The organism is Haloferula sp. BvORR071 (genome assembly GCF_000739615.1).
GTDB lineage: Bacteria > Verrucomicrobiota > Verrucomicrobiia > Verrucomicrobiales > Akkermansiaceae > Haloferula.
Map to the genome: position 1 here is coordinate 67,155 of NZ_BATP01000029.1, position 16,556 is coordinate 83,710.

Sequence of the window (16,556 nt, forward strand, 5' to 3'; positions counted from 1 at the left end):
GTTCAAAGACGTCGGGACAATTGTTGCACGCCACGCATTCGACCATCCGGGCGGCAGGAGCGACTCCGAGCCGGCGGAGGATTGCTGGAGTCGAGTTCGCATTCATGGGTCACTCATACTCCTTCGAAAGTAGGCCTTCAAGGAAGAATAACTATCGTTATATCGCGTCCAGCGCCAGTCTCCAGCTAACCGATTGGTGTGGATCCCGTCACACGCGACACCAACGCCTTTGTCGAGGCCCTAGCGTCGGTTCTCAAAACCGCCCGGGAAGAAGCGCAGATTTCCCAGACGGAATTGGCTGCACGCGCCGGCTTGTCCCAGCCGCACATCGGTTACATTGAGAGCGAGAAACGCGCGCCGACTGTCGAAAGCCTGAAGCGAATTGCGATTGCCTTGGGCGTATCGGCTACCGATCTCGTGGGAAAGGCCGAAGCGCTGGCAGCGAGCAAGCGTAAGTAGTGGCGCGGATGGCTTCGTTGGCTGGCGCTTGGTAAAATAGAGGTGCATGACATCATGGCTCGCTTCCAATTGGTTCGCGCTCATCCAAACCGCCGGCGTCGTTGGCGGCCTTTTCTACTCCGCCATTGCTTTGCGCCTCGACGCCAGGGTTCGGCGCACCGAAGTCATTCTCGCCCTCACTGAAGCGCACCGGGAAATTTGGGAGCGACTGATCGAACAACCCTCCCTAGTTCGTGTTTTAGATCCCAAGGCGGACTTGGCTATTGCGCCACCCACTTCCACTGAGCAACGGTTCGTTCAGCTCGTTGTTCTTCACCTTGATGCAGTTCGAATTTCGATCAAGGAAGGGGCTTACCATGCTTCACCTGGCATGATCGATGACCTGAATGAATTCTTAGCCCTACCGATACCACGGCAGGTCGCCGAGTCGCTTCTTCCCTACCAATCTCATGAGCTTCAAGAATTTCTTCGTGGGGTCATGAAATAGGAGGAGTCCCTTGGACTTGAACCAAGATGACCGCCTTCATCAACCCTCTCTAACAAAGGGCTGATGGAGGGCGGCGTTCTACCATTGAACTAGAACTCCTTAATGAGGTCGTCACACAGCATGGAAGCTTCTTGTTCATCAAGACAAAGTCTAGTCCGAATATCGGCAACGCAAGCAGAGCGAAGTCGCTGCGAGTGACCGCGGAGGCTCGAAAAGCGCTTCTGCCATTCCCACTCCTCAGGAAGCGAGGACACCGACTCGATCTCTGTCCTCCAAAGCTCGAACGCATAATCCTTTAGGATCCGGCTGCACATGATGTAGTGCTCGAAATCCATATGGTTTGAAGACCTCGGAAGACTTTGTGCAGAAAACCATTTATTGAGGCCAGTTCGAATCGCGCAGCCGTTCAATCTGTCGGCTCGACTCGCAACTTCACCAGCGTGTTGCCTCAAATCATACGGGTGAGCTGCTTCGTTGCGTATCGTTACAAAATACAGCACCAGGTCGTTCATTACGGTCCTCAGTGGGGAACCTGAGTGCCTTCCCCGAAACACCTGGAGAATATCGGATAGAGAAGCACCATCCTCAAAAATTTGAGGCTTTCCGAGCGAAACCATTTCGGAGCGGAGTTCGTGCAGGAATCGTTCGAAGGCTCCTACTGCGAGCAAGATTCGCAGGCGCTCAATCATTCGCTCGACTGAATGAGAATCAATGCAATCGACTTTGATCTTATGGCGACGGCAGATTTCGCTGAGGTATAGCTCGGGGCTTTCCGCAGCCTGCGATTGAAAGCGAAGCTCCCGCATTGCAAGCTCTTGAATCTCTAGCACGGCGTCTTGTAAGCCGAGCTGTCGTTTCAGACTTTTATACGCCTTGGCTGACATCGTGGCGATTTCTCGCAGTTTGGACGCCGTGAAGCAAGGCGGCTCACGGTCACCTCCCCACTCCGAAACGGATGCTGCCATCCTACGCTAGATCACTCAGACCGTTTTTGGGTCGACTTCCCCAGTTCCGCTCCATTGTCCGCTGTGGAAAAGTTTGGGGAAAACCCTGTGGAGAACAGGCCTTTGGAATTGGGTTTACTGTTTCTGTTAAGATCGGATGGACCTCGATAGCCTATCGCAAAGAAATCGGTCGGAAGATTCAGGCGCAATACCAACTCGCGGGGAGCCTTGGCATGCTCGATGTCGATCCCTCGTTTGACCTTCGGGTTCAGCGATTGGTGCTTCACGAAATTGACGATCCCGATCCAGTCCTGCTTGCGCACGATCTTCCGCTCAGCCTCAAATCTTTCGAATGTGGAACGGATGTCCCGGATGGGCAGACCAACGTCAAAAGCCGCCCTTTTCAGGGACAACTCGTAGACGCCTCCGATGGTCGTCAAGGCATTGGTGAGGAGGTAGAGGAAGATGAGCTTCTCGTTCGGGTTCAGCTCGGCGACGTATGCGTCGTCCCAGAAGCGTGTATTTACGACGCGATACTTGGCCATGTGTTTCTCGATTAAGAGGAATCGCCGCCGTGGTTCCTCAACCAGGAAGGGTCCGTGGGCCGTATCCCAGCAGCGGATTTCGCGCGCGGTTGAGCTGCTAGAACTCGATGGTCTTTTCCTCTACCTCCCCGCCACTCGACGATGCTTGGCCGTGATCAATATACTTGGTGCACCACTCGAACACGACGTCTAGGAGCCGCATGAGGAAGCCACGTTTTTTTGGCGGCTCCTGGCCGAAGAGGTCCAGCGGGATGTATTCGATTTCACGGTCGTGTCTCATGACGAAGGGGATTAGGGCTGGTAAAAAAGGTCCGATTGCGTGCGGGGTGACGCGCAAAAGGCCGCCTCCAGAATGGAAAGCGGCCTCTGCGAAACCTGAAGTGGAAGTCCGGGGGGACGCATAAGTCGTATTGTGCGACATGCCTGCCGGTAGGTTTTCGATGCAGATGGCCTTCCTTCTGGAAGCTACCCGCATTATAGAAATCCCGCCCGCTTTGTACAAGCGGTCCCCTGTGGATAAACCTGTGGATAATGCCGGGCCTACGCCGCCAAGGCGAAAGCTCGAAACTGCCTTTCGGCGATCTCCTTGAATTCCGGCCGTGAAAGCTGGGTATAGTGCGAGATCGAAAGCGGTGAGCTGTGTCCAACAACCCTCGCGATCACTGCATCCGGCACCCCTAGCATCGCAAGACGATGAATCAAAGCATGCCGGAATGAATGTGGAGTGACACGGCGGCCAATTTTGGCGAGTCGCGTCACGCGCTTCATCATTCGCTGCACGTTGCGCGAGAGCAACTGACGTTCACATGATCCGCTCCCTGCCACGAAAAGCCAATCGGTGCTGGCTTTCCCATTCACCCGCTGAACGATCAGCCGTTGGATCACTTGATCTGTATCCGGGTTCCAGAATACGCGTCGCCGTTGAACCGTCTTCTCGGTTCGTATCACTGCCGACGCGTCCTCCTCGATCTGATCGATTTCTAGTTGGACGAGTTCCCCGACTCGCATTCCGGTGTCGTGCAGGATCATAATCATTGCGAGGTCTCGCAATCCATCGTCGCCCCTCGCTCGAAGCACCCGGAGCAAAGCGTGATACTCGTCCTCGGTTGCCGCGTTGTGTGGGCAACCAACTGCTCTTGGCACTACCGCGAGGACTAATGGGAAGCGCGGTAGCACTTCCATGTCCCGCCAATAGCGAAGGTAATTGTGGATCGCGGTCAGTCCGAACTGCACCGATTTTGGAGCGAAGTTTTGATGCCCGATGCTTTCCGCAAAGTTGGTCCAATCGTGAATCGTAAGTTCCGCAACGGGCTTGTTGGTGAAGGCGTGAAACCGCCTTACCCACACCTCGTAGGCTTTGGCCGCGCGCGGCGAATGGTATTTCTTCCACTTCAGGTATTGTTCGACGTGCATGTCAGATTTGCCCGACATGGCAGCCGCGGACGCCAAAGGCGCACCCCGCCGATCCGGCTGCCCATTCTTGGATATCATAAGCCCAAAGAATTAGCTGCTAATTGGCCCTGGGAGCTTCATTGCCTAATCCCCATTCTCCTCCCATGAGGCCATTCGCCGATACTACCTGATTGTTCAAAATTCCGCCACTAGTGGGCGGACTTGTCAAAGAACGGTAACCGGCCTGCTACTTGTATAACGTACATCGTTTCGGTCCGTCAAAGACGCCCATGGGGATAACCCCGAACGGCTCGCCCTGACACGAACCCCGACATACCGGTATGTCGGGGACGACGGAACGGCACGCGACGGATTACCCCAACAAACAAAGGGGTAAAACGACTTCCCCCGCGTCGGCCTGACGGCCCGACTTCCCGCAGCATCCTCCGGCTTTCGGGTGAGTCTTGAGGCAATGCCATCTAGGACATCACCATGCCGCGGGAAGTCGGCCCGCCAGGCGGGCACGACGCGGGGGACGGGTTCAACACCTGTTCCCGCAACGCCGGGTCGAAGGGTTCAACGACGGGTTTTCCCCCGCGCTGCACCCTCCGGAATCCGCTCGCACTCGCAAGCTCGTTGCTCCGCGGCTCCCGGAGAGAGCAGCCCCCCGCTCCAACGTGGTCCCTTCGGGGAGCGCAGCCGTCGAGGGAATCTCGACCGCTGCGGTGAGCAAACGAGTGCCAACTACCTCAGCCCATGCCGACGTGGTAAAATAGGATCAGATGCTCCCGACCGAAGCCAAGCTTCGGACATCGGCGGCAGTCACTCTCCCCACCGGCTCCTGTAACCAGACGGCTTGCCAGTGCGCGCAATTTCGGCGGCGAACGCAAGGCGCATGCCGAATGGCGCCGGCGAGGGCGGCCGCCTTCGGTATGACCATTTCAATCCATCTGGGCGACCGCATCGACTACGGCTGTTCCCAATCACCATACTGGTTACCCGCCTCCCTATTGACTCGGCATTGCTACGTCATTGGAAAGACAGGCACCGGCAAAACCACGTTGCTGAACAACGCGGTGATTTCGCTAATTCAGCAAGGACAAGGCATCGGAGTCATCGATCCTCACGGCGATTTCGCGGAATCACTCCTCGACTTCATACCACCGCATCGGGTGGACGACGTGGTCTATTTGAATCCGGGCGACCCATCGCACGCTCCGGCCCTCAATCTGCTTTCGTCCGCGACGCCGGAGGCCGCGCGACCGCTTCTCACTGCCTCGCTCGTTTCGGCCTTCCGCCACATCTGGGTTGAGAGCTGGGGACCAAGGCTCGAATACATCCTATACAATTCGATCCGGGTGCTTCTCGACAGCGAGAACACGTCACTAGCCGCGCTTCCCCGCCTCCTTACCGACAGGAACTACAGGCGGAGCCTGGTGGGCCAATGCCGGGATCCCTTCGTGAGGCAATTCTGGAACGACGAGTTCGACCGCTGGGATGACCGCTACATGCGGGAAGCCATCGCCCCCATTCAAAACAAGCTAGGGCAGTTCACGACTACTCCGATTCTGCGCCACGCACTCGGTCAGATTCCCCTTCGAGTCGACTTCCGCAACATCTTGGACTCGGGAAAAATACTTATCGTCAATCTTTCAAAGGGACGCTTGGGCGACGACGCCTCACGGCTTTTGGGAGCGCTGATGACCGCCTTCATCGGGTCGGTGGCAATGGCTCGTTCAGACCTTCCCGTCGCTCAGCGGCGCGACTTTGTCCTCTTCATCGACGAAGCGCAGAACTTCCTCTCGGACGCACTCGTCTCGATTCTCTCAGAGTCCCGCAAATACGGTCTCGGACTCGTGCTTTCGCATCAGTTCCTCGACCAATTGACGCCCCGCCTCCAAAGCGCGGTTCTCGGCAACGTCGGCACAACGATCTGCTTCGCGCTGTGCGGCGAAGACGCGCGTCGATTCCAAACCAATTTCGGGGAATCCTTCGTAGCCCGGCAATTCACAGACCTCGCACCGTTCAACGCACTCGTTCGAACGTGTGACGATCCTACTCTTCCATTTCGGCTTGAATCGGCTCCTCCGACGGCCAAGGCCTACCACCTCCGAAAGACGATCAATCACCGATGTAGGCAGATCTACTGCAATTCCCGGACAACCATCGAAGAACGGCTCAAACGCTTCCTTCGATAGACTGTCGACCCGTGCTATAATTCTTCCATGACTGAAACCCGGCCGAGGAAGCCATGGTTTCATCGCGCTGCTTCCCCGACCCCGCTTCGCCTGACCAAGCGAGACCTTTTGATTCTCCACCAAGTTTCAGTTCATCGATTCCTTCGCTCTGACCACTTCGTTACCCTTGTAGGTGGAAGTAATCAGCATCTCGTTCGCCGCCTAGGCCGACTCTATCATTCGGGTCTGCTTGATCGACCGTTGCATCAGCGACGACTTCAGGAGTTTCCCGGCCCACTGGTCTATTGTCTTTCAGAACGAGGACGAAAGGAATTGATCAGCCAAGGTCAGCCGGTTCATGCCAGCGTTCCCCGGTTGAGGAAACTGGGTTCGGCACTCCGTCTCGGTCACGATCTTAGGATTGCCGACGTTTTGGTCGCGCTCGAATCAGCCGCGCTAGGGCTCGGCCACCAGTTTCACCATCACCATGACTGGAACCGAAAGGATGGTCTCACCACGGTGCAGAAGCTCCACGAATTGAAGTGGAGGCTTTGGCAGCGAGACGCGCCTCGACGTGAACCAAGGTGGATCATTCCCGATGCCGCATTCTCCATCGATTACGGAGACGAGCGACCGGCTTTCTTCCTACTTGAGGTTGATCGGGGCACGATGCCCGTCACAAGGACTAACCCAAAGCAAACCAGCTTCACCCAGAAAGTGGAGGCTTACCGCGCCACGAGGACGGAAGGCCATCTATGGAAGCGATGGAACATCCCTGGCTTCCGAGTTCTGGTGGTTGCCGAATCTCCAGCTCGCTGTCGATCGCTTCAGGCTGCAACCGCCAACTGCTTTAGTCGCGGAACATCAAACATGTTCTTGTTCGCGGTAGCGGCAGAACTCATCGCAGCCAACGATCCAACGCGAGAAGTGTGGCAGGATTGCGCGGGCAATCCGGCCCAACTGCTTTCCTAGCAGGCAACGGACTTCCATCCCCGTCAATGAGGCCGCGGAGGGTGCACGTGGTAAAATGAGGATTCGGGAAGCCACGGCAGCAGGTGCTGCTTGGCTCTTCTCTATTCCTTCAAACCTCAAACCAGATTGCTCCTCTATGAACACAGACCAAGCACCGTCCGCGGGCTTCGTGGACTTTAAGAAAGTGAAATCCAGCGTCGGAATGCTGCAGGTTCTTGATCGCTACAAGCTCACGGAGACCTTCAAGCGCAACGGCGACCGACTGTCGGGTCCCTGCCCGATCCACAAGGGCAAGAACCCCACTGCGTTCCGTGTCTCCCTCGACAAGAATTGCTTCAATTGCTTCGGCAGTTGCGGCCGAGGTGGCAACGTCATCGACTTCGTTGCACTCATGGAGGAAGTCGACTTCCGCAAGGCAGCGCTTCTCCTCCAGGAATGGTTCATGGACGGCGGTGTTCCGGATGACACCAAGCGAGCGGAACAGCGAGCAACCAAAGCAAGGCCTCCTGAGCAACCGGCTCCAGCCGCAGACCACGAACCGGTGGCATCCGATGCAGATGGCTCAGCCAATCCTCCTCTCACCTTCGAACTGAAGACCCTCGACGCGACACATCGCTATTTGGAGGAGCGAGGACTGAATCCTGAAGCCATTGAGCGCTTCGGGTTGGGCTACTGCAACCGCGGCATGCTGCGGGGACACATTGCCATCCCGATTCACAATCGCGACGGCCAGTTGGTCGCATACGCAGGCCGATGGCCGGGCGAGCCTCCTGAGGGGAACTCGAAATACAAGTTTCCCAAGGGCTTCCACAAGAGCATGGAGATCTTCAACCTCCATCGTGCACTACAAGAAGAAGAAGCCTTACCTCTGGTAATCGTCGAAGGCTTCTTCGACTGCTTTGCCCTTTGGCAGGCCGGGATCGCAAAGTGTGTCGCCCTGATGGGTAGCTCGATTTCGGCCGAGCAGGAACGCCTCCTCTGCGAAGTGTTGGCACCCGATGGCTCCATCGAGATCTTGTTCGACAACGACGAGGCGGGCACTCACGGAGCGGATCAGCTCCTCGACCGGCTCGGCCCAATTGTTACTACACGGATCATCCATCTGCCGGAAGGTATCCGACAGCCGGACGACCTTCATCCGGACGACATTGCGGAAGTGTTTGCATGACGCTTCTCAAAGGCTCCCTCTCAGGAGGGGGCCTTTCTTATATTCACCTTCCGTCGGGATTGATTTCTAACGCAGTTTAGATGGATGTTAGAATAGTCGGCAGCCTCCCTCACTGCTTGCAATGGAAATAGTTACCGGGTAAAAGGCGTCAAATGGCGGACCTCGTCCTTGCTCGCTCGATTCCTGAATGTGTCGGCTTTCTCCGAAGGTCGTCGCGAAGCGATCTTATAGGGGTTGTAGGAGGATTGCTCGTGCTCCCCTTCATGCTGTTCGTCTATAATCCGTCCAGTTCGAACTCACTAACACCGGCACTCGCTGCATTCCTTTTGCTGCTGGGCCTGTCTTTTGGAGGGGCATTTCTCGCTGCCAGCCGAGCTAACATTTCTGTAATTCCCCTTCATTGCGTAATCCCGTCTGGTGCTAGAATGGGGGCAGGATTGGGATGCGTTACTTTTCTGGTAGGGGGAGGAATGGCCCTCCTCGCGAGTGTCATCCGCCACTTGATGCTTGGAATTGCGCCTGGCGATTATGAATGGAGTGTTCCCACGCTGGCAACGACCGCAGGTATCTTCTTCACCATCTTTCCAACCATTGCGGTGGGTTCTCTCGGCGCGGTTTGGCGCTTCGGTTTGCCCAGCGTCCTAGCCGAGCGACTGCGCCGGAAGAGCCATTCACAGGATCGCCCTCGTCAGCCCCTCGGTGTGGCAATTTGGGCGTCCCTTGCCACTTTCATATTATGTCTCGGGTCGCCTGCCATTTTAGTGGTGCGGGCGAAGCGTTCTCCTGTTGAAGCGGTGGCAGCAGAGCCGGCGAAGGGGCAGCCGTTTGAGCACCGAGTGCCCGTAGACTTCGCAGATGCTGAAGCTGGCCGGTGGACGATCAAAGAACAGCGTCCTCTTGAGGGCCTCCTGTCCGGTGCCTCTGCGGCGATTTCCAAAGATGGAAAGTATCTGGCATACATTCGCGACAACGGGACGCGTGTCGCCGTGCACGATCTCTCGTCGGATACCGAGTGGCGCAGATTCAGCGTCTATCCATCAGCAAAAGCGCTGGCTTGGTCAATTGATGGCAAGCGGATCTTCATGACCTCGGCATCCAAAATCGATCCATTTTGGATCCTTTACCCGGAAGAACGCGACGCAAAGTATTTGCCGCTCACTTCAACGGTAAGTGCCGATCGGCTAAACTGGCACAAAGAGAACGAAATTGAGTTTTTTTCCGGAGCCACGCGGGTGGCGATCTTGGATCTTCACCTTTTCAAATTGCAGCTTCCGTCGGCGGAGTATGATGACTCCGGTGGTAAAATTGTGACCGACCCGTTTCCCTCGACTAGCCGTTGCAGGGTCGAGGTGAGCCCTTGTTTAGAAGCGGCGGAGAGCCCGCTCGCTATGGAACGCGACGGATGGGGGTTTCGATCCAAGCCTGGGTTGTTCGCTATCGATAAGCAGTCTAACCAACGCATTCCGCTCGTCACTGAGAACCTAGGGTTCGGAACGGACTTTCTCGTTACCTCAGACTGCAGCAGGATCATTTCGATCTCGCCAAAAGGAGCTTGGATCTCCTACGTGACATTGAAGGAGAAGCCTGATGGAGGTGTGCTAAAGGGGAGCTTCCCCGAGACGCCGGAGACCTTACTAAAGGACATTGGCTCCAAGAATCGCCTCGCTGCATTTGTCTACGCGCCGCGGAAAAGTTCCCCCGATAAGAAAGACAGCGATGCCGACTTTTCGCGTGTGCGCTGCTTGGCTTTCTTGGAATCCCACGAGGGACCAGACGCCACCTTCCACATTGCGGAGAGCTATCAACCCATTGAGCCTGGAGACCTCATTGGACGTTGGCACTTTTGGGTCAAAGGGTGCCCAGTAGCAATCGCCGGGCGTGGCGTTGAGAATTGGTCCTTTCCGGTAACGGAGGTTCCGTTAGTCGGCGACCAGAACGCGTTTCCCTCTCGCGCTTGGGAATATCCGAAATTTCAACAAAGCGGCGCCGGCTTCACCCTCATCAATTACGGACCCAAGCCGATTACCGAACGCGTGGACAGCGTTTACAGGTTGCCAAGCTCCAAGGGACCATCGCCTTCCAGAGCGGAGTCGAACAAGCCCGAGCTACAGCGAGACCCAAGCGGCGCTGCTGCCGATCAAGGAAAACCAGTGCCCGAAGTTTCAGCAAAATCGAAGGTCGAAGAATTTGTGAGAGCTCATCATGCGAAGGTGGGCAAATACGATCTTGAAGGATTTGTCGCAGACTACGCTTCATCGGTGGAACGCTACGGCACGAAGGGTGTCACGCCTGAAGCCATAAGACGAGAGCAAGGTAATTACATGCCGAGGTATGAACAGCTCTCCGAAGTAATTTACGGCGCTGTTCTGCTGAAAGAGACCGATGCCGGTTGGGATGCCAGCTATACCATTCGTTCGTTTGCCGTTGTTAAGCGCGATGGTTCGGTTTCAGACCGGATGGTATCCCTCACTTTGGGCATCGCGGAGAAACCAGATGGAACTTTCGAAATCATCCGCGAGCAGATATCCTCAGTCAAATAACCCTCCTCTTCATGTTCGGAATTTGGGACCTCAAGCACCTACGCATGGCCTCACGTTGGCACGTTCTCGTGCCGGACTTTGAAGTGTCCACTGACGAGTTTTACCAAATGATCAAGAGTGCCATTGAAGCAAAGCGCGTCCCCGATCTAGAGATCTCAGAAATCGAATTCCGCGAAGGCGGCCTAATGTCGGCCCGCCGTCGATACCTGAGGTTGCGGCGCGAGAGGCTGGTGTTTGACGTCTGTTCCGCCCCCTTCGGAACGTCTTGGTTTTTCTCATGCCGCGCTGGCGAGATTCCAATGCACTTGAAGGTCTGGGAGATTGTTGCCATGGCAGCGACCATCGGTGGGTTCTTCTTACTCCACATGGCGATCTTCGGGATTAACGCGGGCTCGGCCGTTTTCTTGCTCAACGCTGCGGCGGTGATATTCCTGCTCAATTGCTTAACGGCCACCTCCCTTTATGGGCTCGACGCGATCCTACTCCGCACGCCGGTCGTTGGCGCGTTTTACGAAAGATACTTCCGTGGCAATTCTTATTTTCGCGAAGACACCCGCCAGATGTATCTCCAAACCGTGGATGGGTTGGTTCGCGGTGCAGTGGAGGAGGTGGCAGGGCAAACGCCCGGCGGCGTGAAATTCATGCAGGACGACATCGAGACCAATATCGGCCTGTTCGGTTGGATCCGGGAATTGTTCCGCCGCCCATGGTCACGCTAGATCAGCGCCTCTCAGAGCAGTTTTGCGCCTACGAGATGTTGGCAGGGGGATCTCTTCCTCCGCAGGATGGCTTCATTCGTCCGGAGCCTCCGTTTACTCCCTTCACTGGCTACCGGTTGAGGACATCCGCTCGTGCCGACCGAGGCAGACGCGCCGGACTGTTCGGCAGCATTCTGGAAGGCACTCGGCGTAACGAACCGGAGCCAGCCGAACCTGATCCAACCTTCCATTTTAGGGAGCATTGGATCGCACCTTTGACCGAGCTTCGCGCCCACCTCGATGCGAAGTCGCCTATCCGACGCGAGAGCTTCGCCCAGTTCTCGGCGGCACTGGTAGGACTGCCGAGTCCGGTTGCCTTCGAACTGGTCGGAAGCTCTGACGAGATTCGAATGCAGTTGGTGGCGGATACCAGCGACGCCAACTTTGTTAGGAGCATGGCCGCAGCCCACTTCAAGGGAGTATTCTTCTCAGCGCAGAAGGAGTCCCTTGCTGACGAATGGCGGACTGCGGGCGACCTCAAGAGTGGGGTGATCGACTTCTCGCTCAAGAGCTACGTTCACATCCCGCTCACGCTCGGACCTGACCCACTTACCGGGATCGTTGCCGCCCTCACAGAACTTCGCGGGAACGAGCGTGCCCTGGTGCAGATCCTGTTCGAGCCCTCGCGGCACCCGTGGGCGGACAGCTTGCTTCAAACCGTGCGGCGTCCGAACGGCCAACCGGTGTTCAAGGAAAGTGGCGATCTGGTCCAAGGTATAAACCGGAAGATCGCGGCACCGCTTTTTGCAGTAGTTGTTCGGGCCGCTGCGGTGACGGATCAGGTGGCGCGAACCAGCGAGATCCTTTTCCGGATAGCGAGTAGCCTGAATGCCAGCGGCGGAAAGAACCAGCTTCAGCCGCGGTCTGGACCAGACCTGGAGGATGTCCTGGCGCGGAGGACACGGCGGTTTGGAATGCTATTGAACGGCGACGAGCTCTCGGCCATCACGAACCTGTCATCGGCGGTTAGTGCGAAGCTGTATCGTCCGATGGTTCGGACCGCCTCGGTGCCGGAATCCCTCACCGGAGGACGAGGGGTCGTGCTCGGCGTGAACGAGCATCTCGGCGATGTTCGCAATGTGATCGTGGGTGACGACCATCGTCTCCGGCACATGCATGTGATTGGCGCGTCGGGCACCGGCAAATCGACGCTCATGACCAACATGATCCTTCAGGACATGGAGCAGGGAGCCGGGCTCGCGGTGATTGACCCTCATGGAGACCTTATTGATGCGATTGCGGAATCCGTTCCTCCGAGCCGTCTCGACGATGTTGTGTTGCTGGATCCCTCGGACGAGGACTTCCCGATCGCGTTCAACATCCTCTCGGCGCACACCGAGCTTGAGAAGGGGCTCCTCTCTTCGGACCTCTGCTCGGTCTTCAGAAGCTTTGCCACCAGTTGGGGCGACCAGATGACCGCAATCCTCAGCAACGCCATTCTTGCGATGCTGGAGCACCCCGGAGGAAACACTCTCGCCGACTTGAGGCGCTTCCTGGTCGAGAAGCCATTCCGAAAGACCTTCCTGAACTCGGTGGACGACACGGAGGTCGTCTACTTCTGGGAAAAGCAATTTCCCCTGCTTTCGGGACACCCCGAGGCCTCGGTGGTGACGAGGCTGAACGCGTTCCTCAGGCCGAAGCCGATCCGCTTTATGGTGTGCCAAAAGCGAGGAAGACTCGATCTCGCAAAGGCAATGGACGAATCGAAGATCCTGCTCGTCCGGCTGCCTATCGGCCTGATGGGCGAGGAGAACGCCCGATTGTTCGGCTCCTTGCTCGTCGCCAAAATCCATCAGCTCGTGATGGGACGCCAGGCCCAGCGGGCGGATCACCGGCGGCCCTTCTGGCTCTACGTCGACGAGTGCCATTACTTCATGACGGACTCGATCGCGTCGATCCTCTCCGGTGCTCGGAAATACGGGCTCGGCCTCGTGCTGGCGCATCAGGGGATGTCTCAGATCGAGGATTCGAACCGCGGTGTGGCGGACGCGATCGCAACCAATGCGCACATTCGAACCTGCTTCCGCCTGAGCGACCGCGACGCCAAGCGGTTGTCGGAGGGATTCTCAAACTTCGAACCGTCCGACTTCGTTTCTCTTCCGAAGGGGCGTGCCATCGGTCGCGTGGGCGGGGCAGATCAAGACTTCAACCTTCAGGTTCCCTTCCGCGCGCTGGCCGTCAGTCCCGGCGGGCAGATCGATCGCATACGTGATCGTTCCCGGCAAATGTATGGACGACCGAAGGCTGAGGTCGCCGCGGAACTCATGGCCGACTCTCCCCGAGAGGAAGCAGCCGAGTCTCCGAAACGAGAGCCTAAATCGGAGCCGCCAGTTCGGTCTTCCGTGCCAGCACCGCCAGACGCTTCGCCAGAACAGAAAGCGGCAGCCCCGGCATCGCCGCCGCCTGCGCCCATAGCTACCCAACTACCTCAGCCCAGTTCTTCGCCCTCCCCAGTCGAGGAAGTTGAAAGCGAAAGCCTCCACGAGTCGCTCGTGAAGCTGCTGAAACTTCAGGCACAAGGGATGAACTTCAACGTCGAAACCGAGCACACGGTTACAGGCGGCCGAATCGACCTGATCCTGGAAAAGGCGGATCGGAAATACGCAATCGAGGTCTCCGTCGGAAACGACTCCCGTTACGAAACCAAGAACCTCACCAAGTGTCTCCAGGCGGGTTTCGCAACCGTGTGTTTGGTGAGCGAGGACGCGGCGAAATTGGATACGGTTCGAGCGAGAGCGCAGAAGGCGATGACTTCAAACGACCTCGCGAAGCTCGTCTTCTGTTCACCGCGGCAAGCTCTGGAACTCATCGTCGGCTGGGCAGCGGAAGCGGAAAGCACCACTACCGAGTCCATGGGCTGGAAAGTTACCACCACCTTCGAGCCTCCCCCGGAGCATGTGCGGGACCGGATCAGGAAGGAGGTCGACGAAGCTGTAGGCCGTGCGATTCGCCGGAAGCGAGGAAAGGCCTCAGACACTGAAAATGAGTGATTTTAAAAATGGGCCGAATAGAGTTGCGTAACTCTGATTTTGAAGGCAAACCGTAAGAATGCCAACATCTTCCAAAGCCCTGCGTGTCGGCATTTGGATTCGAGTCTCCACCGAGGACCAAGCTCAAGGCGACAGCCCGGAACACCACGAACGACGGGCCAAGGCCTACGCCGAGTCGCGCGATTGGGTAGTTGCCAAGACCTACCGGCTGGAAGCCGTCAGCGGAAAATCCGTGAAGGACCATCCTGAGGCGAAGCGAATGCTGAATGACCTGCGTAGCGGTCACATCCAAGCCCTGATATTCTCGAAGCTCGCCCGCCTCGCCCGTAATACGAAAGAGCTTTTGGAGTTCGCCGATATCTTCCAGGAGCACGACGCGGGCTTGGTGAGCCTACAGGAAGCCATCGACACTTCGACACCAGCGGGCCGGTTTTTCTACACGCTGCTCGCTGCCATGGCGCAATGGGAACGAGAAGAGATCTCCGACCGCGTTGCCGCGTCTGTCCCCATTCGCGCCAAACTCGGGAAGCCCTTGGGTGGCCAAGCTAGCTTCGGCTATCGGTGGGAGGGAAAGGAGCTGGTTCCGGACCCGGACGAAGCGCCCATTCGCCGCCGACTCCACGAACTGTTCGTGGAGCATCGTCGCCTCCGCACCGTCGCGAACCTGCTGAACGAAGCGGGCTACAGGACCAGAAATGGGTCGCTGTTTTCGAAGACCACCGTGTTGCGGCTTTTGAACGACACGACCGCAAAGGGTGTTCGGGTCGCCAACTACACCAAGCTGTCGGCGAACGGAAAGAAGGTGGAGATCAAAAACCGTTCGGAATGGGTTCAGGTCCAGGTTGAGCCGATCGTCAGCGAGGAACTCTGGAACGAATGCGCACGCATCGTCGAAGAGAATGCCCGGCCGGCACGTCGTGCGGGCCGCAAACCGGTTCACATCTTCACCGGCATGGCGAAGTGCCAATGCGGCAACAAGCTATATGTGCGGAGCAACAGTCCTTACTACGCGTGCGCCCGCAAAGGCTGCCGGGTCAAAATCGGGGTCGAGGACCTCGAACGGCTCTATCGCGGCGAGCTTACCCGCTTTCTCCATACCCGCGAACAGGTGGAGAACTACCTGAAGCGGGCCGACGAGACCCGAAAGGAGAAGGAACAATTGCTTGCCACGCTCCGGAAGGAGCACAAGCGCGTCGTGAGCGAGGCGGACGGTCTTATCGAACTGCACCGCAAGGGGGTGCTGACGGGCGATTCGTTTGAGGACCGATTCTCACCGCTCGAACAGCGCCGGAAGCAGATTGGCGAGGAACTGGCCACCATCGAGGGCGAGGTCGACCTGCTCAAGATCGAGGCTTTGAACGCTGACCACATTCTAAGCGAAACCCGTGACCTATCCTCGAAATGGCCGCGTCTCTCGAAACCGGAGAAGCGAAAGGTCGTAGAGGCAATCACCCGTGAGATCGTGGTCGGTAAGGGGGAAATCAAGTTCAAGATGTTCTACTTCCCCCCACTCCCCCCTTTGGGAAACTGTTAAAAAAGGACCGTAACCCGGGCCATTCGGGATGGCGCAGACGGGGGTGCCCTTCGGCGAGGTGGCGGCGGTGCGGGACTGGATGGGGATTTCATCCGCGGTGGGGAAGCCGGCGATGGAGCACCCGAAGCGACCGGTGACGGGCTTCGCCTGTACGAAGTCGGAGGTGAGCGGGCGGCGGCTGTGGGGGCTCTTCGCGGAGCGCTTCGGGAAGGCGGAGGCGTTCTTCAAGGAGCACTTTGTGCTGAACTATTGCCCGCTGGTGTGGATGAGCGAGACGGGTGCGAATCTGACGCCGGACAAGATGGCGGCCGCGGAGATGGTGGCGGTGGATGAGGCCTGCCTGGAGCATCTGGCGGAATCGATCGCGGAGCTGAAGCCGGAGTGGCTGATCGGGGTGGGCGGCTATGCGGAGGAGAAGCTGAAGGCGGCGGCGGCGATGACGGGAAGCAATGCAAAGCTGGGGCGGGTGCTGCACCCCTCACCGGCATCGCCCGCGGCGAACCGCGGCTGGGCGGAGGCGGCGACAAAGCAGCTGCTGGCGCAGGGAGTGTGGGCGTGAGGTGTTAGAGGCAGCGCTGGAGAGCGCTTCG

12 protein-coding genes, 1 tRNA gene and 1 pseudogene are annotated in these 16,556 nt (G+C 57.6%); 9 read left to right on the forward strand and 5 right to left on the reverse strand.

Going from position 1 to position 16,556, the window contains the following annotated elements:
* The first annotated feature begins 198 nt into the window (after positions 1-198).
* Complete coding sequence (locus BV071_RS16220) at positions 199-459, forward strand: helix-turn-helix transcriptional regulator (protein WP_035609283.1); 261 nt, start codon at positions 199-201, stop codon at positions 457-459.
* 46 nt (positions 460-505) lie between these two features.
* Positions 506-946, forward strand: coding sequence for a hypothetical protein (locus BV071_RS16225; protein WP_035609286.1), 441 nt, complete (start codon positions 506-508; stop codon positions 944-946).
* Position 947: 1 nt separating this feature from the next.
* On the opposite strand, the gene BV071_RS35450 is transcribed toward BV071_RS16225, so the two are convergent.
* The 5 genes from BV071_RS35450 to BV071_RS16245 form a co-directional block, all read right to left on the reverse strand.
* Positions 948-1,045 (reverse strand) — tRNA-OTHER (locus BV071_RS35450).
* Complete coding sequence (locus tag BV071_RS16230; RefSeq protein ID WP_265594508.1) at positions 1,036-1,911, reverse strand: hypothetical protein; 876 nt, start codon at positions 1,909-1,911, stop codon at positions 1,036-1,038. Before BV071_RS16230 ends, BV071_RS35450 begins: the two co-directional genes overlap by 10 nt.
* An 11-nt stretch (positions 1,912-1,922) precedes the next feature.
* Positions 1,923-2,435 carry a hypothetical protein gene (locus BV071_RS16235; RefSeq protein WP_035609292.1) on the reverse strand — a complete coding sequence of 171 codons (513 nt, stop codon included), beginning with the start codon at positions 2,433-2,435 and terminating at the stop codon, positions 1,923-1,925.
* A gap of 97 nt (positions 2,436-2,532) precedes the next feature.
* Positions 2,533-2,715 (reverse strand): hypothetical protein, encoded by a 183-nt coding sequence (locus BV071_RS16240; protein ID WP_035609293.1) that lies wholly within the window; start codon positions 2,713-2,715, stop codon positions 2,533-2,535.
* A gap of 260 nt (positions 2,716-2,975) precedes the next feature.
* Positions 2,976-3,926: a site-specific integrase gene (locus BV071_RS16245; protein WP_081886039.1), complete on the reverse strand. Its 951-nt coding sequence runs from the start codon at positions 3,924-3,926 to the stop codon at positions 2,976-2,978.
* An 833-nt stretch (positions 3,927-4,759) separates the two neighbouring features.
* Here BV071_RS16245 and BV071_RS16250 point away from each other — a divergent pair.
* From BV071_RS16250 to BV071_RS16285, 7 genes and pseudogenes are all read left to right on the forward strand, one after another.
* Entirely contained in the window at positions 4,760-6,025 is a 1,266-nt protein-coding gene (locus BV071_RS16250; RefSeq protein WP_265594509.1) for a type IV secretion system DNA-binding domain-containing protein, read from the forward strand.
* 1,006 nt (positions 6,026-7,031) lie between these two features.
* Entirely contained in the window at positions 7,032-8,144 is a 1,113-nt protein-coding gene (locus BV071_RS16260; RefSeq protein WP_081886042.1) for a CHC2 zinc finger domain-containing protein, read from the forward strand.
* Positions 8,145-8,614: 470 nt separating this feature from the next.
* On the forward strand, positions 8,615-10,684 hold the full coding sequence (locus BV071_RS16265; protein WP_035609302.1) for a hypothetical protein: 2,070 nt from the start codon (positions 8,615-8,617) through the stop codon (positions 10,682-10,684).
* A gap of 44 nt (positions 10,685-10,728) precedes the next feature.
* On the forward strand, positions 10,729-11,403 hold the full coding sequence (locus BV071_RS16270) for a hypothetical protein (protein ID WP_265594510.1): 675 nt from the start codon (positions 10,729-10,731) through the stop codon (positions 11,401-11,403).
* Positions 11,391-14,432 (forward strand): type IV secretion system DNA-binding domain-containing protein, encoded by a 3,042-nt coding sequence (locus tag BV071_RS16275; protein ID WP_035609307.1) that lies wholly within the window; start codon positions 11,391-11,393, stop codon positions 14,430-14,432. Before BV071_RS16270 ends, BV071_RS16275 begins: the two co-directional genes overlap by 13 nt.
* Positions 14,433-14,490: 58 nt before the next feature.
* Complete coding sequence (locus BV071_RS16280) at positions 14,491-15,966, forward strand: recombinase family protein (protein ID WP_052573438.1); 1,476 nt, start codon at positions 14,491-14,493, stop codon at positions 15,964-15,966.
* Positions 15,967-15,979: 13 nt separating this feature from the next.
* Positions 15,980-16,525, forward strand: a pseudogene (locus tag BV071_RS16285) (uracil-DNA glycosylase family protein); the annotation flags it as partial.
* Positions 16,526-16,556: the final 31 nt, after the last annotated feature.